Annotated in this window: 23 protein-coding genes; 10 read left to right on the forward strand and 13 right to left on the reverse strand. The window is 66.7% G+C overall.

The window, feature by feature from the left end; translation table 11 throughout:
• Positions 1-6 precede the first annotated feature (6 nt).
• From FAZ98_RS11230 to pyk, 3 genes are all read right to left on the reverse strand, one after another.
• On the reverse strand, positions 7-897 hold the full coding sequence (locus FAZ98_RS11230; protein ID WP_158951283.1) for a phosphoribosylaminoimidazolesuccinocarboxamide synthase: 891 nt from the start codon (positions 895-897) through the stop codon (positions 7-9).
• Positions 898-1125: 228 nt separating this feature from the next.
• Positions 1126-2190 (reverse strand): class II fructose-bisphosphate aldolase, encoded by a 1065-nt coding sequence (fba, locus tag FAZ98_RS11235; RefSeq protein WP_158951284.1) that lies wholly within the window; start codon positions 2188-2190, stop codon positions 1126-1128.
• A gap of 473 nt (positions 2191-2663) precedes the next feature.
• Positions 2664-4100, reverse strand: coding sequence for a pyruvate kinase (gene pyk / locus FAZ98_RS11240; RefSeq protein WP_158951285.1), 1437 nt, complete (start codon positions 4098-4100; stop codon positions 2664-2666).
• A gap of 163 nt (positions 4101-4263) precedes the next feature.
• Here pyk and FAZ98_RS11245 point away from each other — a divergent pair, with 163 nt between their 5' ends.
• The gene (locus FAZ98_RS11245) at positions 4264-4554 is read left to right on the forward strand and encodes a hypothetical protein (protein WP_158951286.1); all 291 of its coding nucleotides are present in this window, start codon (positions 4264-4266) and stop codon (positions 4552-4554) included.
• 41 nt (positions 4555-4595) lie between these two features.
• On the opposite strand, the gene FAZ98_RS11250 is transcribed toward FAZ98_RS11245, so the two are convergent.
• Positions 4596-5795, reverse strand: a complete 1200-nt coding sequence (locus FAZ98_RS11250; RefSeq protein WP_158951287.1) for a phosphoglycerate kinase — start codon at positions 5793-5795, stop codon at positions 4596-4598.
• A 545-nt stretch (positions 5796-6340) separates the two neighbouring features.
• Here FAZ98_RS11250 and FAZ98_RS11255 point away from each other — a divergent pair.
• The 6 genes from FAZ98_RS11255 (at position 6341) to FAZ98_RS11280 (ending at position 11476) form a co-directional block, all read left to right on the forward strand.
• Positions 6341-7261, forward strand: coding sequence for a branched-chain amino acid transaminase (locus tag FAZ98_RS11255; RefSeq protein WP_158951288.1), 921 nt, complete (start codon positions 6341-6343; stop codon positions 7259-7261).
• Positions 7262-7326: 65 nt separating this feature from the next.
• The gene (locus FAZ98_RS11260; RefSeq protein ID WP_158951289.1) at positions 7327-7521 is read left to right on the forward strand and encodes a zinc-finger domain-containing protein; all 195 of its coding nucleotides are present in this window, start codon (positions 7327-7329) and stop codon (positions 7519-7521) included.
• A gap of 249 nt (positions 7522-7770) precedes the next feature.
• Positions 7771-8802: a lipopolysaccharide heptosyltransferase II gene (gene waaF / locus FAZ98_RS11265; protein WP_158951290.1), complete on the forward strand. Its 1032-nt coding sequence runs from the start codon at positions 7771-7773 to the stop codon at positions 8800-8802.
• Between the two features lie 446 nt (positions 8803-9248).
• Entirely contained in the window at positions 9249-9695 is a 447-nt protein-coding gene (locus FAZ98_RS11270) for a nuclear transport factor 2 family protein (RefSeq protein ID WP_158951291.1), read from the forward strand.
• Between the two features lie 19 nt (positions 9696-9714).
• Positions 9715-10848, forward strand: a complete 1134-nt coding sequence (locus FAZ98_RS11275; protein ID WP_158951292.1) for a hydrolase — start codon at positions 9715-9717, stop codon at positions 10846-10848.
• Complete coding sequence (locus tag FAZ98_RS11280; protein WP_158951293.1) at positions 10841-11476, forward strand: DUF2946 family protein; 636 nt, start codon at positions 10841-10843, stop codon at positions 11474-11476. Before FAZ98_RS11275 ends, FAZ98_RS11280 begins: the two co-directional genes overlap by 8 nt.
• Positions 11477-11507: 31 nt before the next feature.
• Here the strand turns inward: FAZ98_RS11280 and FAZ98_RS11285 are convergent, their stop codons facing one another.
• Positions 11508-13193, reverse strand: coding sequence for a M48 family metalloprotease (locus tag FAZ98_RS11285; protein WP_456093743.1), 1686 nt, complete (start codon positions 13191-13193; stop codon positions 11508-11510).
• Positions 13194-13658: 465 nt separating this feature from the next.
• Between FAZ98_RS11285 and moaC the strand changes: the two genes are divergently transcribed.
• Positions 13659-14135 carry a cyclic pyranopterin monophosphate synthase MoaC gene (moaC, locus tag FAZ98_RS11290; RefSeq protein ID WP_158951959.1) on the forward strand — a complete coding sequence of 159 codons (477 nt, stop codon included), beginning with the start codon at positions 13659-13661 and terminating at the stop codon, positions 14133-14135.
• Between the two features lie 151 nt (positions 14136-14286).
• Here moaC and FAZ98_RS11295 read toward each other — a convergent pair whose 3' ends face one another.
• The 8 genes from FAZ98_RS11295 to recA all read right to left on the reverse strand — a co-directional run bounded on the left by FAZ98_RS11295 (position 14287) and on the right by recA (position 23658).
• Entirely contained in the window at positions 14287-16086 is a 1800-nt protein-coding gene (locus FAZ98_RS11295) for a PglL family O-oligosaccharyltransferase (protein WP_158951295.1), read from the reverse strand.
• Positions 16087-16490: 404 nt separating this feature from the next.
• The gene (locus FAZ98_RS11300; protein WP_199272328.1) at positions 16491-17015 is read right to left on the reverse strand and encodes a pilin; all 525 of its coding nucleotides are present in this window, start codon (positions 17013-17015) and stop codon (positions 16491-16493) included.
• A 373-nt stretch (positions 17016-17388) separates the two neighbouring features.
• Positions 17389-18105 (reverse strand): TerC family protein, encoded by a 717-nt coding sequence (locus FAZ98_RS11305; protein WP_158951296.1) that lies wholly within the window; start codon positions 18103-18105, stop codon positions 17389-17391.
• A 191-nt stretch (positions 18106-18296) separates the two neighbouring features.
• Positions 18297-19178 carry a succinate--CoA ligase subunit alpha gene (gene sucD, locus FAZ98_RS11310; protein WP_158951297.1) on the reverse strand — a complete coding sequence of 294 codons (882 nt, stop codon included), beginning with the start codon at positions 19176-19178 and terminating at the stop codon, positions 18297-18299.
• Between the two features lie 106 nt (positions 19179-19284).
• Positions 19285-20451: an ADP-forming succinate--CoA ligase subunit beta gene (gene sucC / locus FAZ98_RS11315; RefSeq protein WP_158951298.1), complete on the reverse strand. Its 1167-nt coding sequence runs from the start codon at positions 20449-20451 to the stop codon at positions 19285-19287.
• A 51-nt stretch (positions 20452-20502) separates the two neighbouring features.
• Positions 20503-21198, reverse strand: a complete 696-nt coding sequence (locus FAZ98_RS11320; protein WP_158951299.1) for a DUF2889 domain-containing protein — start codon at positions 21196-21198, stop codon at positions 20503-20505.
• 234 nt (positions 21199-21432) lie between these two features.
• Positions 21433-22275 (reverse strand): recombination regulator RecX, encoded by an 843-nt coding sequence (recX, locus tag FAZ98_RS11325; RefSeq protein WP_158951300.1) that lies wholly within the window; start codon positions 22273-22275, stop codon positions 21433-21435.
• A gap of 303 nt (positions 22276-22578) precedes the next feature.
• Entirely contained in the window at positions 22579-23658 is a 1080-nt protein-coding gene (recA, locus tag FAZ98_RS11330) for a recombinase RecA (protein ID WP_158951301.1), read from the reverse strand.
• A 274-nt stretch (positions 23659-23932) separates the two neighbouring features.
• On the opposite strand from recA, the gene FAZ98_RS11335 reads away from it, so the two are divergent.
• Together FAZ98_RS11335 and FAZ98_RS11340 are read left to right on the forward strand one after the other, a co-directional pair.
• On the forward strand, positions 23933-24682 hold the full coding sequence (locus FAZ98_RS11335) for a response regulator transcription factor (RefSeq protein WP_158951302.1): 750 nt from the start codon (positions 23933-23935) through the stop codon (positions 24680-24682).
• A gap of 12 nt (positions 24683-24694) precedes the next feature.
• Positions 24695-26371, forward strand: coding sequence for a sensor histidine kinase (locus FAZ98_RS11340; RefSeq protein WP_158951303.1), 1677 nt, complete (start codon positions 24695-24697; stop codon positions 26369-26371).
• Positions 26372-26436: the final 65 nt, after the last annotated feature.

Here is a 26436-nt window from a genome sequence, read left to right on the forward strand (position 1 = left end):
ACTGAATTAAGCCAGCTTCTGGCCCGTGAGACGCTCGAGCGCCTCCTGATACTTCGCCGAGGTTTTGGCGACCACGTCTTCCGGCAGCTGCGGCGCGGGCGGCTCCTTCTTCCAGTCCTGGGTTTCGAGCCAGTCGCGCACGAACTGCTTGTCGAACGACGGCGGGTTCGAGCCCACCTGGTATTGGTCGGCCGGCCAGAAACGCGACGAGTCGGCGGTGAGCGCCTCGTCCATCAGATAGAGCTTGCCGTGGTTGTCGAGACCGAACTCGAACTTCGTGTCGGCGATGATGATGCCGCGCGTGGCCGCGTAGTCGGCGGCTTCCTTGTACAGCTTGATCGAGATTTCCTTGATCGTGCGCGAGAGTTCGGTGCCGATGCGGCGCTCCATCTCGTCGTACGTGATGTTCTCGTCGTGGTGACCCATTTCGGCCTTGGCCGCCGGCGTGAAGATCGGCTCGGGCAGCTTCTGCGCGTTCTGCAGGCCCGGCGGCAATTCCACGCCACACACGGAACCCGTGGCCTGATAGTCCTTCCAGCCGCTGCCCGCGAGATAGCCGCGCACCACGGCTTCCACGAGGATCGGCTCGAGGCGCTTCACCACCACGGCGCGGCCCTTGACCTGCTCGACTTCGTCGGCGGCCACCACGGACTCGGGCGCGACGCCCGTGAGGTGGTTCGGCACGACGTGCTTGAGCTTCTCGAACCAGAAGTCGGCCATCTGGTTGAGCACCTCGCCCTTGCGCGGAATCGGCTCGCCCATGATGACGTCGAACGCCGACAGACGGTCGGTGGTGACGATCAGCAACTGGTCGTTGCCCACGGCATAGTTGTCGCGGACCTTGCCGCGGCCGAGCAGCGGCAGCGAGCGGAGCGTGGATTCGTAGAGGGTAGACATCGTCGTGATTCGCTAAAAGGACAATCGAGAACTATCGAAACGGATCGGATTCGCGGCAAAACACCCGCGAAGCGCAGTGCCAGGACGGCCGGAATCCGGAAAGTACTGCGAGGGTAAACCAAAAAACGCCAAAAAGCTCATCGCCGTTTCCCCAAAACTGGCGGAAACGGCGACGTTTTCCTGCATGGCCCTACGCGGCGTCTGACCGTTGCGGCGCGGGGCCCGGCATTAACGGACGATCTGCGCGAGTTCGCCCGACTTGTACTTCTCCGCGATCTTGTCGAGCGAGACCGGCTTGATCTTGCCGGCCTGGCCTTCGCAGCCGAACGCGACGAAGCGGTCCACGCAAACCTTCTTCGCGGCTTCGCGAGCCGGCTTCAGGTAGTCGCGCGGGTCGAACTTCGACGGGTTTTCGAACATATAGCGACGGATCGCGCCCGTGATCGCCAGACGCAGGTCGGTGTCGATGTTGATCTTGCGCACGCCGTGACGGATGCCTTCCTGGATCTCTTCGACCGGCACGCCGTAGGTTTCCTTCATGTCGCCGCCGAATTCGCGGATCTCGGCCAGCAGTTCCTGCGGCACCGACGACGAACCGTGCATCACGAGGTGCGTGTTCGGAATGCGCGCGTGGATTTCCTTGATGCGGGCGATCGAGAGAATGTCGCCCGTGGGCTTCTTCGAGAACTTGTAGGCGCCGTGCGAGGTGCCGATGGCGATCGCGAGCGCGTCGCACTGCGTGGCCTTGACGAAGTCGGCGGCCTGTTCCGGGTCGGTCAGGAGCTGCTCGCGCGTCATCGTGCCTTCGGCGCCGTGACCGTCTTCCTTGTCGCCCTTCATCGTTTCCAGCGAACCGAGCACGCCCAGTTCGGCTTCGACCGTAACGCCGATCGAGTGCGAGAAGTCCACCACCTGCTTCGACACCGCCACGTTGTAGTCGTACGAGGCGACCGTCTTGCCGTCGGCTTCGAGCGAGCCGTCCATCATCACGCTGGTGAAACCGCTGCGGATTGCCGCCATGCAGACCGCCGGCGACTGGCCGTGATCCTGGTGCATCACGACGGGAATATGCGGGAACGACTCCACGGCCGCTTCGATCAGGTGACGCAGGAACGCTTCGCCCGCGTACTTACGCGCGCCGGCCGAGGCCTGCATGATGACCGGCGAACCCACCTGGCTGGCCGCTTCCATGATCGCCTGGACCTGTTCCAGATTGTTCACGTTGAACGCGGGCAAGCCATAACCGTGTTCGGCGGCGTGGTCGAGCAGTTGACGCATTGAAACGAGAGGCATTGTTACTCCTTTGATTTGAAACGAAATGCTTCCTGCCGCCGGCTGTCTTGTGCAACCGGTCGAGGCGGCCTGGCAGCCGCCGCCCGCCGCTCGCCGCGGGCTCAATGGGCGCAATTTTATCGCGAAGCGCGCCGTTTCCCGGCCCCAATCGCGTAACTGGCATGAAATTGGCGTGTCGGAACGTCAGATCTGCGAAAAAGCGCAAAAAGCGTTGACAGCGCAGGCGTGGCCGCACTCGCGAACGGGCGTTATCGGCGTCGAAAAATGGGTTAAATCGCGTATAACTCGCTGGCTTCTAGCATGATTCTGGCGCCAGTTAAATACCAGTTTGATACCAGCGTTTCCGATATGAACCGGCGCGCCCGATTCCCGGCAGCCGTCTCCAGGAACACGCGCGTAAACGCAACCGCGCCTCGCCGCCGGTCCGAGAACCGGCGAGCGAGGCGCGGAAACTGTCGAAATGCGACTTCGGCTTACAACACGTCGCCTACGCGCACGATCTTGAGCGTATTCGTGCCGCCGGGCTGCCCCATCGGTTCACCCACGGTCAGCACGATCATGTCGCCGCGCGCCGCGTAGCCCTTGCTCACGACCACTTCCACGGCTTGCTGAAGCGCCGTGTCGCGGTCCGAACTCGTGTCCAGATGTAGCGGCGTGACATTGCGATAGAGCGACATGGCGCGCTCGCTGCCTTCGCGCGGCGTGAGCGCGAAGATCGGCACATGGGTCCAGTGACGCGACATCCACAGCGCGGTCGAGCCGGAATCCGTGAGCGCGACGATCGCCTTCGCGCCCAGGTGGTAGGCCGTGAAGAGCGCGCCCATGGCGATCGACTGGTCGATGCGCGTAAAGGTGCGGTCGAGGAAGTCCTTGTCGAGTTCCGAATGCTCGGACTTCTCGGCTTCCAGGCAGATCGCGGCCATGGCTTCGATCGTCTGCACCGGGTATTTGCCCGCCGCCGATTCGGCCGAGAGCATCACCGCGTCCGTGCCGTCCAGCACGGCGTTGGCGACGTCCGAGACTTCGGCGCGCGTGGGCACCGGCGCGTGGATCATCGACTCCATCATCTGCGTGGCCGTGATCACGAGCTTGTTCGACTCGCGCGCCATGCGGATCATGCGCTTTTGCAGCGCCGGCACCGCCGCGTTGCCCACTTCCACGGCCAGGTCGCCACGCGCGACCATGATGCCGTCCGACGAATCGAGAATTTCCTGCAGCGCCGGAATGGCTTCGGCGCGCTCGATCTTCGCGATCATCTTCGGCTTGATGCCGTACGGCGCGCCCGCGATGTTCGCGAGCTGGCGCGCCATTTCCATGTCGGTGGCGTTCTTCGGGAACGACACGGCCACGAAGTCCGCGCCGAGCGACATGGCCGTGCGGATGTCTTCCATGTCTTTCGCCGTGAGCGCGGGCGCCGTGAGGCCGCCGCCCTGGCGATTGATGCCCTTGTTGTTCGACAGATCGCCGCCCACGCTCACGATCGTGTGGATCTCGCTGCCGATCACGCGTGCGACGTCGAGCACGATCAGGCCGTCGTTGAGCAGCAGCACGTCGCCGGGCTTCAGGTCGCGCGGCAGGTCCTTGTAGTCGAGGCCCACGCGCTCGTCGTTGCCCAGTTCGCAGGCCGCGTCGAGGATGAAGGGCTGGCCCGGCTCGAGCGTGGTCTTGCCGTTTTCGAACTTGCCGACGCGAATCTTGGGGCCTTGCAGGTCGGCCATGATCGCGACCTGGCGACCGGCCTGACGGGCGCACTCCCGCACGGTTTCGGCGCGCTGACGGTGGTCGTCGGCGGTGCCGTGCGAGAAGTTGAGGCGCACCACGTCCAGTCCCGCGCGGATCATGTTCTGCAGGACGTCCGGCGAACTGGAAGCCGGGCCGATGGTGGCGACAATCTTGGTGGCGCGATGCATGAGTCTCCTCGTCTGGAAAGAATCGCTGGGATAACCGTTGCTGCGAGAAGAGCTGGCCGGCTGGGCCGCCGCTTGTCCAACAAGCGTGACCTGGCCGGGACGCGCACCGGTTGTGCCCGGCGTCGCTTTCTTGGAGAGCGCCGCGAGAGCCGCGGCGGTTTTTATGTTGGGTGCGATCGAGACGCTCGATCCGGTCGATACGCCGGGCGTAGTCAACGCGGCGGGCGCGGCGGTGCGCCCGGCTTCATTCGTTGCGACAGGCGCCGATGAGACGGCATCGGCGCCTGCGCTGTGTTCATCGCGCTCGCCGGTTTCGCGGCCGGCGGCACGCGCCTGCGTGCTGCGCGACAGCGTTCCCGACGGCTTCGCGGGTTTGACTGCGGCCCCGGCCGCGCGCGCCTGCTGCGCGTCGGCTCGGGGAGCCTTGGGCGTGGCGGCCGACTGCGCCGCCTGACGTGCTTTCGCCACTTTGGCGGCCGGGGCGCGCGGGGCCACTTAACCGGCCGCCCGCGTTTCGAGCACTTCCACGGCCGGCAGCTTCTTGCCTTCCAGGAACTCCAGGAACGCGCCGCCGCCGGTCGAGATGTAGCTGACCTTGTCGGCGATGTTGTACTTGGCGATGGCCGCGAGCGTGTCGCCGCCGCCCGCGATAGAGAACGCGCCCGAACCGGCGATGGCGTTCGCGAGCGTCTTCGTGCCGTTGCCGAACTGGTCGAACTCGAACACGCCAACCGGGCCGTTCCACACGATCGTGCCGGCCTGCGCGAGTTGCGCCGCGAGCGCATTGGCCGTGACCGGGCCGATGTCGAGAATCATGTCGTCGTCGGCCACGTCGGCCACGTCCTTCGTTTCGGCCTTGGCCGTGGGCGCGAATTCCTTCGCCGTGACCACGTCGGTCGGGATCGGCACCGAGGCGCCGCGCGCGCGCGCCGCTTCGATGATCGCCTTCGCGTCGTCCACGAGGTCCGCTTCCGCGAGCGACTTGCCGATCTTCAGGCCGGCCGCGAGCATGAACGTGTTGGCGATGCCGCCGCCCACGATCAGCTGGTCGACCTTCTCGGCCAGCGACTTGAGGATGGTGAGCTTGGTCGACACCTTCGAGCCCGCGACGATCGCCACGAGCGGACGCTTCGGCGCGCCGAGCGCCTTGCCGAGCGCGTCGAGTTCGGCGGCGAGCAGCGGGCCCGCGCAGGCCGTGGGCGCGTACTTCGCGATGCCGTAGGTCGTGGCTTCCGCGCGGTGCGCGGTGCCGAACGCGTCGTTCACGTAGATGTCGCAGAGCTTCGCCATTTTCTGCGCGAGCTCGTCCGAGTTCTTCTTTTCGCCCTTGTTCACGCGGCAGTTTTCGAGCAGCACGACGTTGCCGGGCGCGACGTTCACGCCGTTTTCCACCCAGTTCGCGACCAGCGGCACGTCGCGGCCGAGCAGCTCGGCCAGACGCTTCGCGACCGGCGCGAGCGAGTCTTCGGGCTTGAATTCGCCTTCGGTCGGGCGGCCCAGATGGGACGTGACCATGACGGCGGCGCCCGCATCGAGCGCGGCCTGGATGGCCGGCACGGAAGCGCGCACGCGGGTGTCTTCGGTGATGTTGCCGTGGTCGTCCTGCGGCACGTTCAGGTCGGCGCGGATGAACACCCGCTTGCCCTTGAGCTTGCCTTCGGAGATCAGATCGGAAAGACGCAGAACCTTGTTCATGGACATGTCATCTTGATGGTGGGAAGGCGGTGGCAAGGCGATGCGGGCGCCGCGCGCCGTCTGGAACCGTGCGGTTCGAACGAGGCGCTGCGGCTGGGCGGGCTCGGCGGGTTGGCGCGGGATCCGGACCGACTGTCTCGTGTCGGGCTTCCGGGTCGCGGCTCGTCGCTGGCACGCGCCGGCATCGAATTGCGAGATCGGTATTTTAGCCGATAGCCAGGACGATCTGAGACGTGCTGGCCGAATGTCCCGTATTTGGGAGCGAAGCGGCGCCGGCCCGCACGGCCGCAACGGAATGTTGCGACGCAGCATTCCCGACCGCCGCCGGCATCGACATCGACATCAGCGAAACGCCACGCGAAAGCCGCGGCCGCGCCGCCCTGGGCGCTGTGGCGAAATCCCCCCAAAGCCCGCCGCACCCGCCCTCGGGCGCGCGACTTCGCGCCAAATGACGCTAAAATGATCGTCTTTGCCAGCCGCCGCCCACGGGCCGCGCGACTGGCGTCCCCCACCCGTTTCAATCTGCAACTCGCCTGGAGAATCGTATGTCAATGGCCGACCGCGACGGCAAGATCTGGATGGACGGCAAGCTCGTCGACTGGCGCGAAGCCAACATCCACGTGCTGACCCACACGCTGCATTACGGCATGGGCGTTTTCGAAGGCGTGCGCGCCTACAAGACGGCCAACGGCACCGCCATCTTCCGTCTCGCCGAGCATACGAAGCGTTTGCTCAATTCGGCCAAGATTTTCCAGATGGACGTCCCCTACGACGCCCAGACGCTCGCGAACGCGCAACTCGAAGTCGTGCGCGAAAACCAGCTCGACTCGTGCTACATCCGCCCGATCATCTGGGTCGGCTCGGAAAAGCTCGGCGTGTCGGCCAAGGGCAACACCATTCACGTGGCCATCGCCGCGTGGCCGTGGGGCGCGTATCTGGGCGAAGACGGCCTCGCCAAAGGCATTCGCGTGAAGACCTCGTCGTTCACGCGCCATCACGTGAACGTGTCGATGGTGCGCGCGAAGGCGTCGGGCTGGTACGTCAACTCGATCCTCGCGAACCAGGAAGCCACCGCCGACGGCTACGACGAAGCGCTGCTGCTCGACGTGGACGGCTATGTCTCGGAAGGCTCGGGCGAAAACTTCTTCCTCGTGAACAACGGCAAGATCTATACGCCCGATCTCGCCTCGTGCCTCGACGGCATCACGCGCGACACCGTCATCACGCTTGCGCGCGACTTCGGCATTCCGGTCATCGAAAAGCGCATCACGCGCGACGAGGTCTACACCTCGGACGAAGCGTTCTTCACCGGCACCGCCGCCGAAGTCACGCCCATCCGCGAACTCGACAACCGCACCATCGGCAGCGGCTCGCGCGGCCCGATCACGGAGAAGCTGCAATCGGCGTTCTTCGACGTGGTCTCGGGCAAGAGCGAGAAGTACGCGCACTGGCTCGCGAAAGTCTAAGCGGCGATCCCCGCGAGAACGACACTCGCGCCCTCGCCCCCACAGCACCACAGAGAATCATCCTCATGAGCGAAATCAAGGAAATGCCGTTGGTCGAATTGTCGGCCAGGGACCTGCCCGCCTACTGCCCGAATCCGTCGATGCCGCGCTGGAGCAACCATCCGCGCGTGTTCCTCGACGTGAGCCACGGCGAAACCAAGTGCCCGTATTGCAGCACGCGCTACACGCTGAAGGCGGGCGAGGTCGTGCACGGCCACTGAAGCCGTGCGGGCGCGGCCTGGATCGGTTGATCCGCCGCACCCGGCTTTTTCCGGGTTCGCGGCCCGCCGCGCGCCGCATCGGTTGCATCGATACGGCGGCGCGCGGCGGGCTTCGCGCATCGCGATAATCCGGCCGAACGCCTGGCGTCGGCCTTTTCTCAACACCGTGTTGCGCGCGTCCGAAAGTCCCGAAGAGGGCTCGATTTGACCGGCCGCGCACGACCTTAGCCCCCCGGACCCTGACTCCCGATGCGCCGCGCGCTGGTAATCGCACCGAACTGGATCGGTGACGCACTGATGGCGCAGCCGCTGTTTTCGCGGCTCGTGAAATTGCACCCGCGTATCGAAATCGATGCGCTCGCCCCCACCTGGGTCGCGCCCGTACTCGAGCGCATGCCCGAGATCCGCGACGTCTACGCCACCGACCTCGCCCACGGCAAGCTGCAGTTGCTGCGCCGCTGGCAGCTCGCGGGCGATCTGCGCGCGGAGCGCTACGACGCGGCCTACGTGCTGCCGAATTCGCTCAAGTCCGCGCTGATCCCGTGGCTCGCCCACATTCCGCTGCGCATCGGCTACACGGGCGAGAATCGCTTCGGGCTGCTCAATGTGCGCCACGCGAATCCGCCCAAACAAGAGCGTCCGCCGATGGTGAAGCACTACGCGGCGCTCGCGTGGGCGCCGGGCGCCACGGTGCCCGACGACCTGCCGATGCCGCGTCTGGAGTCGGATCCGAACGAGGCTTCGCGCGTCTCGGCGCGCTTCAATCTCGACACGCGCGTGCCGCTGCTGGTGTTCTGCCCCGGCGCGGAGTACGGCCCGTCCAAGCGCTGGCCGCCCGAGCATTTCGCGGCGCTCGCGCGCATGGTCGGCCAGTCGTTTCCGTACACGCAGATCGTCGCGCTCGGCTCGCCGAAAGACGCGCCGCTCGCCCAGGCCATTGCCGACCAGGCCTCGAACGTGCGCAACCTGTGCGGCCAGACGGCGCTCGGCGAAGCGTGCGCGCTGATCTCGCGCGCGAACGCCGTGGTCACCAACGATTCGGGCCTGATGCACGTGGCGGCCGCGCTGCGCCGGCCGCTCGTCGCGCTGTACGGTTCGACGGATCCGCGCCACACGCCGCCCCTGTCCGACCTCGCAAAGGTACAATGGCTGCATCTCGAATGTAGTCCCTGCTTCGCGCGCGAGTGTCCGCTCGGGCATCAGAACTGCCTGCGCGAACTCGGTCCGGAGCAGGTTTTCGGCGATCTGCGCGGCATGCTGCTCGGCCAGCGTCAGGGCTGACCTGGCGCGACATTCGTCGCATACGCAACGCCGTCGTTGGCGATGCGTGCGCCATGCAACGGACGACGCCCGCGCGACGCGCGCCCAATAGCGGTAATAGCGGTAGGGATGGATTGGGCGACGTGAAGCACATGGAAACCGGCAGACTTCAGGCGAGACGCGAGGCGAGACCCGCGAAGCCGGGCGCGCACCCGCTGCGCCGCCTCGTTGCATGCGGCGCTCCGGCGCCTCGGCTTCGCGTCATCGCCGTGTCTCGCAGCGCCGGCATGCTCGCGGCTGCCGCGATCTGCGGCGCGATCGAAGACGATCGCGCCGGATCGCTGGCCGCACCGCGACCGCAGCCGTTTTGCGCGAGGCGCGCTCATGCGCGCCCACTCCGTGCCAACCCGCGCCTGGCGCCGCCGGCCGTATCCGCCGCGACGCTGGACGCATCAGACCAACGAGCCATGCCACGTTTTGCCCACATCTTCGAAGCCGCCGCGGACACCCTCAACGCGTATTACCAGGCCGTCGCGGAAGTCAACATCGACAGCTTGATGGGTCTGTGGATCGATGAAGAGTTCGTGAGCTGCATCAGCGCGGACGGCTCGCATCTGCACGGCCTCTCCAGCATTCGCACGGGCCTCGCCGCCCAGCTCGAAGCCGCGCCCGTGTCGATCGAACCGCTCGACATTCGCGTGTACGACAGCCTCGGCACCGTGGTCTACGCGATCGTGGAAGCGCACCGTCCGGTCGATCCGGCGGCCATTCCCACGATGGTTTTCACGACGTACGTGATGGTTCACGAACGCGGCGAATGGCGCATCGCGCACATTCACGCGAGCCGCATGCCCGACGAAGCCGCCGCGCAGTTCTCCGCGAAGCTGCGTCACGGCCAGGGCGCGCTGCACTGACGAGAGTACGGAGGCAGTCATGAGCACGACCGACGACACCCGCGACCCCGCCGAGGTGATGCACGTCGCGGGCGCGCTCCCGGACGCGCCGTCCGGCCTCGCTCCGGCCTTCGCCCAGAATCTCGGTGCGACTCTCAGCCCGCCTCTGAGCCCGGCGCTCGCCGCGGATTTCACCGCCAGCCTGGCGTCGAACTACCGCGCGCCGTTCTGGCTGCCGGGCGCGCATGTGCAGACCATCGTCCCCGCGCTGTTCTCGCGGCTGCCGCTGCCCACTTACCGGCGCGAGCGCTGGGACACGCCCGACGGCGACTTCATCGACGTGGACTGGGTCGATGGCATGAACGCCGGGCCCACCGCGCCGCTCTTCGTGCTGTTCCACGGTCTCGAAGGCAGCTCCGGCTCGCATTACGCGCGCGCGCTCGCCGCCACCGCGCATGCACGCGGCTGGCACGCCGTGATTCCGCACTTTCGCAGCTGCAGCGGCCCGATGAATCTGCTGCCGCGCTTCTACCATCTCGCCGATTCCGCCGAAGTCGACTGGATCCTGCGCCGCCTTGCCGCGCGCCACGCGGGGCCGCTCGTGGTCGCGGGCGTGTCGCTCGGCGGCAACGTGCTGCTGCACTGGCTCGCGCAACGCCGCGAAGACGCGTCGATCGTCGCGGCCGCCGCCGCGATCTCGGCGCCGCTCGACGTGCACGCGGGCGGCGAGATGCTCGGGCGCGGCTTCGGCATGGTGTACACGCGCAGCTTCCTCAAGACGCTCAAGGTCAAGGCGCTGCAAAAGCTCGAACAGTATCCCGGTCTGTTCGACGCGCAGGCGCTGCTCGGCGCGCGCAACATGTACGAATTCGACAACGTCGTGACCGCGCCGCTGCACGGCTTTCGCGACGCGCACGACTACTGGACCCAGGCCACGATCCGCCCGAAGCTGCGCGAGATCGTCGTGCCCACGCTCGTGCTCAACGCGCGCAACGACCCGTTTCTGCCCGGCCACGCGCTGCCCGCGCGCCACGAAGTGGGCCGCGCCGTGGAACTCGATCAACCCGATCATGGCGGCCACGTCGGCTTCATGACGGGCCCGTTCCCCGGCCGCAGCAACTGGCTCGCGTCGCGCGTCTTCGACTATTTATCGCCCTACGCATCTCATGGATGACATCGTCAAACAGGCGCTCGTGCGCTGGCCCAACGTTCCGCATTGCACGGGCTGGCTGCTGCTCGACGCGCGCGGCAACTGGCGCATGCGCGACGAGGCCGCCCAGGCGCAGCGCGCGAGCGGCACGCCGATTCGCCACGACGCGCTGCTCGGCTTCATCAACCGCAATTACGAGCACGACGAAAGCGGTCAGTGGTATTTCCAGAACGGGCCGCAGCGCGTGTACGTCGAACTCGAATACACGCCGTGGATCGTGCGGCTGGCCGAGGCCGCGGACGGCACGCTCACGCTGACGGATCAGGCCGGCGCGCCCTTCACGCCGGTCGCGGCGTGGCTCGACGAAGCGGGCAGCATTCTGTTCGCCGACAACGGCCAGCACGGCGTGGCGCTGCTGCACGATCACGATCTCGATCTGTTCGCCGAACACGCAACGATCGGCGACGACGCGCAAAGCGGCACGTTCCACTGGCGCGCCGGGACCGCCCTGCCCTTGCAGCCGATCACGCGTGCCGAGGTGCCCGCGCGGTTTCGCTTCGTGGCGAGCCCGGCGGATGCGGCGAACGCCGCGAATGCCGCAAGCCCAGCGAATACCGCAAACGCCGATCAGCACGCCTCGCAAAACGGCTGACGCGTAGCGCCCGGGCCTGGCGCCGTCAGGCTCAGCCGCGATTCTGCTCCCGCTCCTCCTCGCGCTCTTCCTTGTAGCGCGACTCGAAGTCGTGCAGCCGTGCGTCGATGGTCGACAGATCGTAGTAGCCCACCGTCTTCATGTCCCGCGCCTCCTTGAGCTGCCGGATCGCCGAGGGCCACGCGCCGTCGAGCGCGAGCTTTTCGGCGAGCGCGCGATGCTGCGTGAGCGTGTCGCCGAGCGCGAGACTCGCCTGCGCGAGATAAAACCACCACGCGCCTTGCTGCGGCTCGGCCTCGGTTTCGCTGCGCGCGAGCGTCTGGGCTTCCTTGAAGCGGCGCGCGGCGAGCAGCGCCTGCAGCAGCATGTCGACGGCGGCGTGCGACGCGGGCCACGCCTTGTGCGCGGCTTCGCCGAGCCGCACGGCTTCCTCGGTGCGGCCCGCGCGACGCGCGATCTCGGCGGCGAGCACATCGAGGCTCGGCGAGCTGCGCGTCTTGCTGCCGTCGGCGGCCTCGAACTGCGCGAACGCGGCGCGTGAAGCGGCGAGCGAAGCCAGCGCGTCGTCGTAACGCTCGATCCGCGTTTGCGCGACGGCGATGCCGTACCAGTTCGCCGCCACGTTGAGCGCGGTGCGATCGTCGATTTCCGAGCGCAGACGCGCGATCTCATCGACATATTCGTAGCGCGAGCGATCCTGCAGCACGCGCACGCGCGCCCGCACAAAACCATATTCGGGCGCCTGGCGCGGCTGCCGGTAGGCAACGCGGCGCGCGCGATCCTGCATGTCGGCGATACGCTCGCCCGTGAGCGGATGCGTGCGCGCGTAGGCCGGCACGCCCGCATCGCCCATCGACGCGCGCTCCAGCCGCTCGAAGAACGCCACCATGCCCCACGGGTCGTAGCCCGCGCCCGCGAGCAGCTGGAAGCCGACGCGGTCGGCCTCGTGCTCGGCCGCGCGCGAAAAGCGCAACTGGCTGTCGATCGCATATGCCTCGCTGCCGACCGCGATCGCGCTGCCCAAGTCGCCGCTGTGCGAGAGCACGCCCGCGAGGATGCCGAACAGCACGCCGACGAGCGCCGCGTAACCGTCGCGCTCGTTCTGCGCGAGCATGCGCGCGATATGGCGCTGGAGCACGTGGCCCATCTCGTGGCCGAGCACGGCGGCGAGTTCGGACTCGGTTTGTGTCGCGACGATCAACCCCGTGTTCACGCCGATGAAACCGCCCGGCAGCGAAAACGCGTTGATCTGGCCGTCGCGCATCGCGAAGAGGTCGAAGTCGGGACGATAGCCGCCGATGAACTGCGCGCTCGCCGCGGCCGCGAGGCGCGCCGCGACCGCGTCGAGATAGTCGCGCACGAGCCAGTCGTCGACGTAATCGGGATCGCGGCGAATCTCGCGCATCACGCGTTCGCCGAGCCGTCGCTCGGCTTGCGGCGTGAGCGAGCCGCCCGAGCCGTCGCCGAGATCGGGCAATTGCGGCACCCACGACGGCGTGCGCACGCCCGCGGCGTCCAGCGCGCCGCTGTGTCCGGAAAAGCGGCTTTCCGCGCCGCCGTAGGTGCCGAACACGCCCTGCGCGATCGAGGCGGGCACGACGGGATCGGCCGCGTCGTCGAGCGGGCCGCTCACGAGCGCGGGCGCGTTGGCGGCGGACGATGCGGGCGCGCTGAGCGACGCGTGAATTGGCACGTGAATTGGCGCGTGAATCGGCACGTGAATCGGCGTGTTGGGTGGCGTCTGGGGTGGCGTGTTGGGTCGCGCGCTCGCGGACGCGCCGGACGAGGCCGACGCGTTGGCCGGCATGGCGGCGGCCGCGCCGAGATCGAGCACGGCGGCGCGCGCTGGCACGGCCGCGCGCGCACTGGCGTCGCGCGGACCAGCGTCGCGCGGACTAGCGTTCGCCGTCTGCGCATACGCATGCGGCGACACCGCGAGCGACGCGCACAACCATGCAGTCAGCAGCCGTTTCGGACGCATCGATGACAGGATCGGAAGAAGCCAAAACCGAGGCGGCGCGCGGCTTCGAGCACATCGTTCGTGCCCTCGGTGCTCACGAGTGCTCGCGAAAACTTTCGAAAACCTTCGGCGCCTGTCGGCCGATTCTAGCCGGTGTCCGGGCGGCGCGAAGCGGGCGCGGCCCGCGCTGCTAAGATAAGCGCCTTACCTGAGAGCCCCACCATGCCCGAACTCACCCATTTCGATGCCGCCGGCGACGCCCATATGGTCGACGTCGGCGGCAAGGCCGAGACCAAACGCATCGCCGTGGCGCGCGGCACGATCCGCATGCTGCCCGGGACGTTCGCGCTGATCCGCGACGGTCACGCGAAAAAAGGCGATGTGATCGGCGTCGCGCGCATCGCCGCGATCCAGGGCGCGAAGCGGACCTCGGACCTGATCCCGCTTTGCCATCCGCTCGCCATCACGCGCGTAAAAGTGGATTTCGAACTCGACGCGGCACTGCCCGGCGTGCATTGTTCGGCGCAGGTGGAAACGCTCGGTCGCACCGGTGTGGAGATGGAAGCGCTGACCGCCGTGCAGGTGGGCCTGCTGACGGTCTACGACATGTGCAAGGCGGTGGATCGCGGCATGACGATCACCGATGTGCGCGTGCTGGAGAAGCACGGCGGCAAGTCGGGGGACTGGGTGGCGGGCTGAGGAGCGCTACCGCGCTTTAGCGATTGCCTGGTGATTGCCTGGCGCTTAACTGGCGGTCACCAGGCGATTACGGTCGGGGCGGGCATCGTGGCCCGCCCTTGTCTTTTTTCGTTGCGCCGATGTCGTTGGTCCGATCGGCGGCTTCGAACGATCAATCGTCCGAATCGTCGTCGTCATCGTCGTCGGTCGACTTCGCGCCGGCGCCGTACTTCTTCACCAGATCGGCCTTGAAACTGGCCAGCGTCGGCTGCGCGTCGAGCAGGCCGTACAGGGCGCCCAGTTGCGTCGGCCAGTCGTGCAGCTCGGTCGCGAAGATGCGCAGACGCTCGACCGTATCGAACGCCGCCGCCGTGTCGCCATTGAGCGCCTGCAGCACCGCGTAGCGGCGCAGCACGGTTTCGCCCGGCAGCAACGCGATCGCGCGCTGATGCGCGTAGAGCTTGGTCGAAAGGTTCGCGGCACTCATCGGCATCAACGTGGCCATGCCGTAATCGCCCCAGGCGCTGAACAGATGCGAAGGATCGTCGGCGTATTCCTGCGCGGGATGCGCGCCGTAGTACAGGACTTCGGAGCGGTTGTAGTCGCGCAGCACCGGATACAGCGAAGCGATGCCCGCCACCACGACCACCGCGTACACGCCGAAGGACACGCTCGGCACGACCGCGCGCAGCCGCTTCGTCTCGAGCAGGCCGAACACGAACATCGCGGGCAGCAGGAAGAACATGTACTGCTGCGGGTACTCGACCAGCGCATGCATGACGAGCACGCCGATCAGCATCACGCCGAACACGCGCTCGGTCGTGTGCGGCGCGCGCAGCATGCGCACGACCCACGCGAGCAGGCCGAGCACGACGATCGCGCAACCGACCAGCCCGGTCTTGGCGAGCAGGTCGATGAAGATGTCGTGCGAGTTGTTGGCGATCTCGACGCCGCCCAGCGTGCGCACGAGTTCGAACTGATGCATCGGGAAGTCGCCCCAGCCCACGCCCAGCAGCGGGTGCGTCTTGAACATCGTGAAGCCGTAGCGCCACAGCGCGAGGCGCGGCGCGATCTGGCTCTTGTCCTGGAAGCGCTCGGCCGCCGATTGCGCGAGGTCGAGCGCGAAGTGCAGGTTGGCCCAGCGCACGAACGCGTTCATCGCGAAGAAAATGATCACGAGCGCGACCGGCACGACCCACGCGCGCAGGCGCGCGGCGCTGCCTTCGGCGCGCTCGCCGCTTTCGGTGCGGCAACCCGTGAGCGCCATCCACAGACCCGCGACGAAGATCACGCCCATCTGCAGCCACGGGCCGCGCGACACCGTGAGGGCGAAACCGCCCGCATAGACCGCCGAGAGCACACCCCAGACGAGCACGGGCAAACGGCGCGTCTGCACCAGATACATCGCACCCGCCATGGCGAACGCGATATAGGTGGCGAGGTGATTGGCCTGCGCCATGTTGCCGAACGGCCGGCGGTCGACGGTCACGTTGTACGCGACCACGAGCGGCGTGACCTTGGTCTCCAGATGCAGCAACTGGATGACCTGGCAGAACACCGCAAAGAGCCCGCCGATCTGCAAGGCGAACGCGCCCCACACGAGCGCGCTCTGCATGAGGCGCGCGCGCGCGATGCCGTAGCCCGCGTGCGTGACCATGAAGGCGGCGAGCAGATAGCCCGCGCCGAGCCAGTTCATGGACGGTTGCGCGAGCGGCAGCGCAAAGGTCTGCACGATCAGCAGCAAGCCGAACGCGAGCGGCACGAGCGCCACCGCTGGCGAGCCGAAGGCCTCGGCGCGCCCGGAACGCACCAGCAGCAGCACGGCGGCGCCGAGCAGCACGTACAGCGTCAGCGCAACGAATTCCGCGTAGAACGTGGGAATCGGATACGTGTGGTTGACGACTGCATATGGCAGCGTCAACGCGAGGCAGAGCAAGACGAACGTAAGGTAACGCGCAAAGTTGGAAGGCATGAGTCAGGCGGGGGCGTCAGCAACCGGCGCACTATACGCAACTTTTCCCCCGCTGTGCGGGCCGGAGCCTGTCAGATCATGTTCCCGCGCATTTTTTGTCGGCGCGCCGCCTGCGGACGATGGCGGCAAGCGGCGCGCCGATGTGTTGCGCCGGTGTGTTGCGCCGACGGAGGCGCGAAGTCGGGCGGCGGCGCGCGACCGGACTCGCCCGGTGTGCGATGGGTCGATCCGGGACGGGCCGAGGCGCCTCCAGCCTTGTGGACACAGGCACGCCGCAACGACTCGACGGGACCCGCATCGGCCGGGTCCACCCGCCGGAAAGCGCCCGCAGGCGCTTCACCTCAGATCCGCTCAGATCGGCTCACATCGGCTCAAATCGGCTCAAACAGATTGCTCACGTCGCGTCACGCACGGCACTCCGGCGGCGCGAGGTTCGCGGGCAGGGTTGCGCCGTCCACGGGCGAGGGTCCCGCGCCGGGCGCCTCCAGCGACGAAGCCGTCTTGCCGCCCGCGAAGCACTCCCACGTGAGCGTGCCGCCCTGCACGCTGCCTTGCGCGAGCGCGACGCGCGCCGTGGGCGACTCGGCGTTGTCGGGCACCGAGGGCACGAGCACGATCGTGTTGCTGCCCTCGGGCGCGACGCGCGTCGTAAAGGCGACCGTGATCTGGCCAGTGGTGTCGTCAACGTTGACGGACTGAACGTTGCGCGTGGCGGGCGGCACGGTGTAGCCCGCACCGAACGCATTGCCGCTCGCCGCGTTCTCGGCCACCGCGAGGCGCGCCGACGACGCGAGCGACAGCCCCTCGCCCACGCGGCTGCGCGCGAGATAGTCCTGATACGCGGGAATTGCGTAAGCGGCGATCACCCCGACGATCGCGAGCACGATCATCAGTTCGATCAGCGTGAAACCGCGCGCGGCAAGTTGCATGAAACGCGGCACGGACTTCGGCACGAGCCTGGGCAAGAACCTCGGCACTGCGGTCGGCACAGCCGTCGGCATGATGCGCAGCACGCGCTGCGCGGCCGGGGAACGGTGCACGCGGTGCATGACGTCCTTGAAGCGCGTGGCGCGCGGGGCGCCACGCATGGCGAGATGGGAAAGAACAGCGGATACGATCATCGTCAGGGCTCCTGAAACGGAAAACGCCTGCTCACACGCGTGAACAGGCGTTTTGATCGTATCGACGGGATTCCCGGCCAGACAGTCGGCCAAACGGCTTAGGAAACGGCTTAGGAAGCGACTTAGGACACGATTAAGGAAGCGCCGCGGAACCGCGCCGTCAGCGCTCGCGCCAACCACGTCATTCGTGCCCCTGCCCTAGCGCGCGCTGCGCATTGCGCCGTTTGAGCAACAACCCGAGCCCGACCACGAAGAGCGCGCCCGCGACATGCATGCCGTATTCGGCCGCGGGCGTATCGAGTACCGGCCAGCGGTCGCCGGCCGGATCGTTGACGATCAGGCCGCCCGCGATCCAGCCGAGCAGCGCCGCGCCGAGCGTGACGATCACGGGATAGCGGTCGAGCAGGCGCAGCACGAGCTGGCTGCCCCACACGATCAGCGGAATGCTCACCATCAGCCCGAAGATCACGAGCGCGATGCGGTGCTGCGGATCGGCGGTTTCGGCCGCGCCCGCGATCGCGACCACGTTGTCGAGGCTCATCACCGCGTCGGCGACGATGATCGTCTTGATCGCCGACATCAGCTTGTCGGAAGGCTTCACGTTCGCATGATCGTCGTGCGCGGGCGCGAGCAGCCGCACGCCGATCCACAGCAGCAACACCCCGCCCGCGAACTTCAGCAGCGGCACGTTGAGCAGCGCGACCGCGAAGGCGATCAGCACCACGCGCAGCGCGATCGCGCCCACGGTGCCCCAAACGATGCCGCGCGTGCGTTGCCGCTCGGGCAGATCGCGGCAGGCGAGCGCGATCACCACGGCGTTGTCGCCACCGAGCAGAATGTCGATGACGATGATCTGGACGACGGCGCCCCAGTGGAGCGTGGCGAAGAACTCGAGCATGAAGGCGTGGAAGGGGGAACGGAATGACGGAAGGGACGTTCAGCGCGCGAAATAAAAAAGCGAGGCAGCCATGACTGGCTCCTCGCTTTTGCGGCAACTCGCGGAACCTCGTGAAAGGATTTCGCAAGCATACCAAAAAACGCCGGCTACCCGCGCATGCACGATGCGCGAGACCCGCGTCTTTCCCGAATTTACAGCACCGACTTCAGCAGACGGCCCATTTCCGACGGGTTGCGCGTGACCTTGATGCCGCACGCGTCCATGATTTCCAGCTTCGCGTCGGCCGTGTCCGCACCGCCCGAGATCAGCGCGCCGGCGTGGCCCATGCGCTTGCCCGGAGGCGCCGTGACGCCCGCGATGAAGCCGACGACCGGCTTCTTCATGTTGTCCTTGATCCACTCGGCGGCGTTGGCTTCGTCCGGACCGCCGATTTCGCCGATCATGATCACGGCGTCCGTATCCGGATCGTCGTTGAACATCTTCATGACGTCGATGTGCTTCAGACCGTTGATCGGGTCGCCGCCGATACCGACTGCCGACGACTGGCCGAGGCCGATCGCGGTCAGCTGGGCAACCGCTTCGTACGTGAGCGTGCCCGAACGCGACACGACGCCGATACGGCCCTTGCGGTGGATGTGACCCGGCATGATGCCGATCTTCAGCTCGTCCGGCGTGATCGTGCCGGGGCAGTTCGGGCCGAGGAGCAGCGTCTTGCGGCCTTCGCGGCGCATACGGTCCTTCACTTCGATCATGTCGCGCACGGGAATGCCTTCCGTGATACAGATCGCGAGATCGAGGTCGGCCTCGACGGCTTCCCAGATCGCGGCCGCGGCGCCTGCCGGCGGCACGTAGATGACCGACACGGTCGCGCCGGTCGCATCTTTCGCTTCACGCACGTTCGCGTAGATGGGAATGCCTTCGAAATCTTCGCCGGCCTTCTTCGGGTTCACGCCAGCGACGAATGCTTCGCGGCCGTTCGCGTACTCACGGCAGGCGCGGGTATGGAACTGACCGGTCTTGCCGGTGATGCCCTGCGTGATGACCTTGGTGTCTTTGTTGATCAGAATCGACATGTATTGACCTCTGTTTGCCTGGCGCCGCGCGTCGCGTCGTCCGCTCGTGTTGCCACGTAGTCAGCGAACTTCGCGCCGGCACTGCGCCATTCGTATCCGGTGAGAATTACTTGCCTTCGGCAGCCGCGACAACCTTCTGCGCGGCCTCTTCCATGCTGTCCGCCGAGATGATCGGCAGGCCCGAATCGGCCAGCATCTTCTTGCCGAGGTCCTCGTTCGTGCCCTTCATGCGCACGACGAGCGGCACCTTCAGGTCAACGGCCTTCGAAGCCGCCATGACGCCTTCCGCGATCACGTCGCAGCGCATGATGCCGCCGAAGATGTTCACGAGGATCGCCTTCAGGCCCGGGTTCTTGAGCATGAGCTTGAACGCTTCGGTGACCTTCTCGGTCGTGGCGCCGCCGCCAACGTCCAGGAAGTTCGCCGGCTCGCCGCCGAACAGCTTGATGGTGTCCATCGTGGCCATCGCCAGACCGGCGCCGTTCACGAGACAGCCGATGTTGCCGTCGAGCGAGATGTACGCGAGGTCGAACTTCGACGCTTCGATTTCAGCCGGATCTTCTTCGTCCAGATCGCGGTAAGCGACGATTTCCGGATGACGGAACAGCGCGTTCGAATCGAAGTTGAACTTGGCGTCGAGCGCGGTGACCGTGCCGTTGCTCGAAACGTTCAGCGGGTTGATTTCGGCGAGCGATGCGTCCGTTTCCCAGAATGCCTTGTACAGGCCTTGCAGGATCGTGCGGGCTTGCGGGATCGAGGCGGCCGGCACGCCGATCTTCGTGGCGAGATCGTCGGCTTGCGCGTCGAGCAGGCCCGTGTTCGGATCGACGATGACCTTGTGGATCAGTTCCGGGTGCTTTTCGGCGACTTCTTCGATGTCCATGCCGCCTTCGCTCGAACCCATCAGCACGATCTTCTGCGAGACGCGGTCGACGACGAGGCTGACATACAGTTCCTGCTTGATGTCGGCGCCTTCTTCGATCAGCAGACGGTTGACCTTCTGGCCTTCCGGACCGGTCTGGTGCGTGACGAGTTGCATGCCGAGGATCTGGTTCGCGTATTCGCGGACCTGCTCAAGCGTCTTCGCCACCTTCACGCCGCCACCCTTGCCGCGACCGCCGGCATGGATCTGGGCCTTCACGACCCACACCGGACCGCCCAGCTCTTCAGCGGCCTTGACCGCGTCATCCACCGAAAACACCGGCGTGCCGCGCGGTACCGCGACTCCGAATTTCCGCAGGATTTCCTTACCCTGGTACTCGTGAATCTTCATGCGTGATTCCCTTCAGTCTGAGAGTTGGAGTGAACTTCGTTTCCGCTGTTGTTATTCATGCGTGACGGCGCCAGACGGGCCCGCTTGGCTCGTGCCGGGGTTGTCGCGCACGCCGGCGGCTTCAGCGCCACGGTCTTTCGAACGCGGTGCATGGCCATACCAGCGCGGATAAAACTGCTTGACCGCCTCGCCGTCGAACCGCAGCGCATGGCAGCGGCCGAGCTGGAAAGGCGGTTTTTCGCCGGCGGCTTCCGTGCCGCTGGCGGTCTTGCCGGATTCCGGTCCGGATACGTCGCCCGGTGTGTCGCTCGATGAATCCCACACTTCCCCGACGAATGCCTGGATCGCGACCGTCGGCAACACGCCCAACATTTCTGTGAGATGCGTGCAGCCAACCGTGCCGGCGAGGAGCCGGCCCGCTTCGCGGCGGAAATTCTGGAGGAGATTGAGCCCAATGAGGGCCCGATAGGCGGGATGGGCGTTCTGGCACTGACCGTCGTAGGGCACCCAGTCGGACGACGCTTCGGCGTCGACGACGTTGAGCTTGCGATCGATCGTAATACGCAGCCAGAGTTCATGGATCGGCAGACCGTTGGGCCGGACACCGGAGGCGAGCGGCACGTCGCGTGGCTTGTGGTCGGTCAGACACGCGTCGATGTCCCAAAAACCGTCTTCGCGCTCGTAAGCAACCGCCCGAATAGCGCGCTGATGGCGCAACTGGCGTGGCACGGGCGGAGAAAGCGGCATGCTGGGAGGTAAGACCGGATTGGAAAACCGCCTGATTTTAACATACCGGGTATTTGTGACACCCGCGAATCCACAGGCGCGGCGGGGGCTAGCGCGAGGCGGGGCCGCAAACGCGGTGCGGCGTACCGAGGCAGTTTTGGGGGACGGGCGGCACAGCCCCGCCGGTCATGGCCGAACGCTTCGGCTGCTGTCCGGCGTGTCTGGCCGGAACGGCGTGCCGCCGGGCGGAGCGGCTCAGTCGCCCGACCAATCTTCGTCGATGCCCTTCAGAATCTTGCCGATGATCGACATGGAAAAGCCGCGCGCCGCGAGAAAGCGCGCCTGCCGGGCACGTTCGGCCGGCGTTTCGGGGAGTTCACCATACTTCTTGCGCCAGACGGCGCGCGCGCGCACGAGTTCGGTTTCGCGCAGCTGCGTGCTCACTTCTTCGATGAGCGCCTCACCCACGGCATGCCGCTTGAGTTCGCTGACGATGCGCCCCGAGCCCACGCGCGCCGCACGCCGGTGCACGACGCTTTCGGCGAAGCGCGCGTCGGAGAGCCAGCCCTCGCGCTCGAGCGAATCGAGCATGACCTCTAGTTTGTCGGCGTCCTCGACGTAAGGCATGAGCTTGCGCGAGAGTTCGGCACGGCTGTATTCGCGGCGCGAGAGATAGCCGAGCGCGCGGCCTTTGAGCGAGCGTTCGGGGCGTTGTCTCGTGGAGGCGGAGGCTTCGCGCGCGCTTTGACGCGCGGCGCGGGTGGCGGAACTGCGTTCGTAGCGGTCGCCCTGGGGGGCGTCGCTGTCGCTGTCGCTGTCGTTATCGTTATCGTTGCCGCTGTTCTTTATGTCGCCGTTGCCGATGCTTTCGTCAGCGTCTTTGTCGACGCGCTTTCCCAAAGCGGTCTTCGCGGGCGAGCCATACGTCCCGCGGCGGGGGGTTCCGCGCACGCCGGGACGCGCCCGGGTGGCGTTGTCGGCGTCATGGTTTGCGCCGAAAAATGCCTCGAACGGCACTTCGAATACCGCGCCGCCGTCGTCGCTCAAATCGACGGACGACTCGGGGACGTCGGCTGAAGCGGGATTGGCCTCGAACATCGCTGGGTCCTGCCCGGAAAACGAAAAGCCGCGACCGCCCGGCTGGGCTTCGCGGCTTTCCTGGATACGCGGTGAAGCGGGATGTGAAGCTGAATGTGAAGCGGGACGTAAAGCCGAAGGTGAAGCGGCGGGTGAAACGGAAGGCGAAACGCGAGATGAAGCAGCGCCCTCCACACCGAAATCTTCCGACGCGCGTGCCTCACCCCGCTTGCCCGACGGCAAGGACGCATGGGATGCCGCCGACACCGGCGGCACCGAAGCAGATCCGTCCTTGCGCATCGGCTTGCCTCGTTACGCCCTGGCTTATTCTTCTTCGTCCGCGATTTCGACTTCGCCGGTGTCCTTGGCGCCCTCGGGCATGGCGTTCACGCCCAGCGACTCGCGGATGCGGTTTTCGATTTCACGGGCGATGTCGGCGTTTTCACGCAGGAATTCGCGCGCGTTGTCCTTGCCTTGACCAATGCGCTCGCCGTTATAGCTGTACCACGCACCGGCCTTGTCGACGATCTTGGCCTGCACGCCGAGGTCGATGATTTCGCCCTGACGCGAAATGCCTTCGCCGTACAGAATGTCGAACACGGCTTCGCGGAACGGCGGCGAGACCTTGTTCTTCACGACCTTCACGCGCGTTTCGCTGCCGATGACTTCGTCGTTCTTCTTGATCGAACCGATACGGCGAATGTCCAGGCGCACCGAGGCGTAGAACTTGAGCGCGTTGCCGCCCGTGGTGGTTTCCGGGTTGCCGAACATCACGCCGATCTTCATGCGAATCTGGTTGATGAAGATCACCATGCAGTTCGTCTTCTTGATCGTGCCGGTGAGCTTGCGCAGCGCCTGCGACATCAGACGCGCCTGCAGACCCGGCAGCGAGTCGCCCATTTCGCCTTCGATTTCGGCCTTCGGCACGAGTGCCGCGACCGAGTCGATCACGATCATGTCGATCGAGCCCGAGCGCACCAGTGCGTCGGCGATTTCGAGCGCCTGCTCGCCCGTGTCCGGCTGCGAGATGAGCAGTTCGGGCACGTTCACGCCGAGCTTGGAGGCGTATTGCACGTCGAGCGCGTGTTCCGCGTCGATGAACGCCGCCGTGCCGCCGATCTTTTGCAGTTCGGCGATCACCTGGAGCGTGAGCGTGGTCTTGCCCGACGATTCCGGACCGTAGATCTCGACCACGCGGCCGCGCGGCAGACCGCCCACGCCGAGCGCGATGTCCAGACCGAGCGAACCGGTGGAGACCACCTGGATGTTCTCGACTGCATCGCCGTCGCCGAGTCGCATGATCGACCCTTTGCCGAACTGCTTTTCGATCTGCGCGAGCGCGGCGGCCAGCGCCTTGCTCTTCTCAGCAGTCAGCCCAGCCGAGCCTTTCTTGCTATCTTCCATGAATCGTCCTTTGCTATGATGAACGGCGTCTCGTACCGATGCGCACGCCCTGTTTGGTTGATGCAGGGTTCATGCACACGAACGCAGACACTGTATAAAAAAACAGTGGTTTTGGCAAGCGCTAAAGCACGCGGAGACACATAAATATCCGCACGCCGCAATTGGGCGCATGCCGCAACCTCGAATTTCGGGAGACCGCCGCGCGCCGGCCATGAGCATCACGGCGCCGGTGCTACGAGGTCATGCCAGACCTCGAAGGCGACGCTGGCGCACCATGCGAATCCTCATTGCCGAAGACGACAGCATACTCGCGGACGGTCTCGTCCGATCACTCCGCCAATCGGGCTATGCCGTTGATCACGTGCGTAACGGCGTGGACGCCGATACGGCCGTGTCCATGCAGTCTTTCGACCTGCTGATCCTCGATCTCGGGCTGCCCAAAATGCCGGGCCTCGAGGTGCTGCGCCGCTTGCGCGCGCGCAATTCCAACCTGCCCGTACTGATCCTCACGGCCGCCGACAGCGTCGACGAACGCGTGAAGGGCCTCGACCTCGGCGCCGACGACTACATGGCCAAGCCGTTCGCGCTCAACGAGCTGGAGGCGCGCGTGCGCGCGCTCACGCGGCGCGGCGCGGGCGGCGGCCCGACGGTCGTGCGCCACGGCGCGCTCGCGTTCGATCAGGTGGGGCGCGTCGCGCGCATCAACGATCAGGTGCTCGATCTTTCCGCGCGCGAACTGGGCGTGCTCGAAGTGCTGCTGCAGCGGCTCGGCCGGCTCGTCTCGAAGGAGCAGCTCGTCGATCATCTCTGCGAGTGGGGCGAGGAAGTCAGCAACAACGCGATCGAAGTCTATGTGCACCGGCTGCGCAAGAAGCTGGAAACGGGCGGCGTGCGCATCGTGACCGTGCGCGGGCTCGGCTACAGCCTCGAAAAGGAAGCCCCGGCCACGACCGGCGCAGCGGCCGGCGCGCCAGGCGCCGCCAGCCCGCCGCCCGGCATGCCCGCCAGCCACTACTACAAGTAAGACGAGGCCACGATGGCCGAGCGCCCTTCCGCCGCGCGCGCCGCGTTCGCCGCCCTCACCCGTCACGGCGGCCGCTCGTCCCGCGCTGCGGATTCCGCCGCTCACCCCGCCGCTCACCCCGCCGACCAAGCCGAAGCCCTCGACGACGCCGCGCGCGACGCCCGCTACGCCAATCCGTTCGCGCCGCCCGACGAGGCGGAAGCCGCGGCCGAGGCGCGCCCGCGCTCGCTGTTCGGCGAAATTCTCGACTGGATGCTCGCGCCGCTGCTGCTGCTCTGGCCGATGAGCATCGCCGTCACGTATCTCGTGGCCAAATCCATCGCCAACGGTCCGTTCGATCGCGCGCTCGAAACCGACGCCTACGTGCTCGCGCGCCAGATTCATCCCGTCAACGGCGTGGCCGAGCTGACGCTGCCCGCCGCCACGCGCGACTTCCTGCGCGCCGACAACGTCGACAGCGTCTATTTCCAGGTGCTCGGCACGCGCGGCGAACTCGTGGGCGGCGACCGCGACATGCCGCTGCCGCGCGACGACGACCGGCCGCCGCCCGGCCTCGTCGAGTTTCGCGACGATACGCTGCACGGCATCGACATCCGCGTCGCCTATACGACCGTCGCGACCTTCGACACCACGCATCTGCCGGCCGGCGCGCAGCCGGTGCTCGTGCAGGTCGCGGAGACGCTCGACAAGCGCCGCCAGCTCGCCAACGACATCATCAAGGGCGTGATCCTGCCGCAGTTCGTGATCTTGCCGCTCGCGATCCTGCTGGTGTGGTTCGGGCTCTCGCGCGGACTCGCGCCGCTGCACGCGCTGCAAGCGCACATCCGCCTGCGCCGCCCCGACGATCTCTCGCCGCTCGAAGCGCGTCGCGCGCCGCCCGAGATCGAGCCGCTCGTGACCTCGTTCAACGACCTGCTCACGCGGCTCGAACAGAACATGGAGCTGCAAAAGCGCTTTATCGCCGATGCCGCGCATCAGATGAAGACGCCGCTCGCGGGCCTGCGCACGCAAGCCGAACTCGCGCTGCGCCAGGACGCCTCGCCCGAAGTGCATCGCTCGCTCGAACAGATCGCGACCAGCAGCGAGCACGCGGCGCGGCTCGTCACGCAACTGCTCGCGCTCGCGCGCGCGGAAAACCGCCTCTCGGGGCAAATCTTCACGACGGTCGATGTCGCCGATGTCGCGCGGCACGCCGTGCGCGACTGGGTGCAGCCCGCGCTCGCGAAGCGCATGGACCTCGGTTACGAAGGCCCGGAAAGCGCCCTCGCCGACGAGACCAACGAGTCCGGCGAGTGCGCCGGGCAGCGCGCGCGCCTCGAAGTGGAAGGCAATCCGGTGATGCTGCGCGAGATGCTCTCGAACCTGATCGACAACGCCATCCGCTACACGCCCGCGGGCGGCCGCATCACCGTGCGCGTGCGGCCCGACGCCGTGGCGGGCCTCGTGCATCTCGAAGTCGAGGATACGGGTATCGGCATTCCGGCGGCGGAGCGCGAGCGCGTGCTGGAGCGCTTCTACCGCATACTCGGCCGCGACGGCGAAGGCAGCGGCCTCGGCCTCGCGATCGTGCGCGAGATCGCGACCATGCACGGCGGCACGCTCGCCATCGACGATCACGTCTATCAGGCATCGCCGCCGCTCGCGGGCACGCTCGTGCGCGTGACGTTGCGGCTGCGCGGGCGGGTTTGACTCGCGCCGCGGCGCCGCTACGGCGCGCAAAGCGCCGCGAAGCGCCGCAAAGCCGGCGGCGCGCG

Origin of the sequence: Paraburkholderia acidisoli (assembly GCF_009789675.1) — a bacterium.
Classification (GTDB): domain Bacteria; phylum Pseudomonadota; class Gammaproteobacteria; order Burkholderiales; family Burkholderiaceae; genus Paraburkholderia; species Paraburkholderia acidisoli.

Coding starts and splice junctions, on each gene's coding strand:
- FAZ98_RS11230 (WP_158951283.1), bottom strand. CDS start 897: ATGTCTACCCTCTACGAATCCACGCTCCGCTCGCTGCCGCTGCTCGGC.
- fba (WP_158951284.1), bottom strand. CDS start 2,190: ATGCCTCTCGTTTCAATGCGTCAACTGCTCGACCACGCCGCCGAACAC.
- pyk (WP_158951285.1), bottom strand. CDS start 4,100: ATGCATCGCGCCACCAAGATTGTCGCCACCATCGGCCCGGCTTCCAGT.
- FAZ98_RS11245 (WP_158951286.1), top strand. CDS start 4,264: ATGTTGGGTGCGATCGAGACGCTCGATCCGGTCGATACGCCGGGCGTA.
- FAZ98_RS11250 (WP_158951287.1), bottom strand. CDS start 5,795: ATGAACAAGGTTCTGCGTCTTTCCGATCTGATCTCCGAAGGCAAGCTC.
- FAZ98_RS11255 (WP_158951288.1), top strand. CDS start 6,341: ATGTCAATGGCCGACCGCGACGGCAAGATCTGGATGGACGGCAAGCTC.
- FAZ98_RS11260 (WP_158951289.1), top strand. CDS start 7,327: ATGAGCGAAATCAAGGAAATGCCGTTGGTCGAATTGTCGGCCAGGGAC.
- waaF (WP_158951290.1), top strand. CDS start 7,771: ATGCGCCGCGCGCTGGTAATCGCACCGAACTGGATCGGTGACGCACTG.
- FAZ98_RS11270 (WP_158951291.1), top strand. CDS start 9,249: ATGCCACGTTTTGCCCACATCTTCGAAGCCGCCGCGGACACCCTCAAC.
- FAZ98_RS11275 (WP_158951292.1), top strand. CDS start 9,715: ATGAGCACGACCGACGACACCCGCGACCCCGCCGAGGTGATGCACGTC.
- FAZ98_RS11280 (WP_158951293.1), top strand. CDS start 10,841: ATGGATGACATCGTCAAACAGGCGCTCGTGCGCTGGCCCAACGTTCCG.
- moaC (WP_158951959.1), top strand. CDS start 13,659: ATGCCCGAACTCACCCATTTCGATGCCGCCGGCGACGCCCATATGGTC.
- FAZ98_RS11295 (WP_158951295.1), bottom strand. CDS start 16,086: ATGCCTTCCAACTTTGCGCGTTACCTTACGTTCGTCTTGCTCTGCCTC.
- FAZ98_RS11300 (WP_199272328.1), bottom strand. CDS start 17,015: ATGCAACTTGCCGCGCGCGGTTTCACGCTGATCGAACTGATGATCGTG.
- FAZ98_RS11305 (WP_158951296.1), bottom strand. CDS start 18,105: ATGCTCGAGTTCTTCGCCACGCTCCACTGGGGCGCCGTCGTCCAGATC.
- sucD (WP_158951297.1), bottom strand. CDS start 19,178: ATGTCGATTCTGATCAACAAAGACACCAAGGTCATCACGCAGGGCATC.
- sucC (WP_158951298.1), bottom strand. CDS start 20,451: ATGAAGATTCACGAGTACCAGGGTAAGGAAATCCTGCGGAAATTCGGA.
- FAZ98_RS11320 (WP_158951299.1), bottom strand. CDS start 21,198: ATGCCGCTTTCTCCGCCCGTGCCACGCCAGTTGCGCCATCAGCGCGCT.
- recX (WP_158951300.1), bottom strand. CDS start 22,275: ATGTTCGAGGCCAATCCCGCTTCAGCCGACGTCCCCGAGTCGTCCGTC.
- recA (WP_158951301.1), bottom strand. CDS start 23,658: ATGGAAGATAGCAAGAAAGGCTCGGCTGGGCTGACTGCTGAGAAGAGC.
- FAZ98_RS11335 (WP_158951302.1), top strand. CDS start 23,933: ATGCGAATCCTCATTGCCGAAGACGACAGCATACTCGCGGACGGTCTC.
- FAZ98_RS11340 (WP_158951303.1), top strand. CDS start 24,695: ATGGCCGAGCGCCCTTCCGCCGCGCGCGCCGCGTTCGCCGCCCTCACC.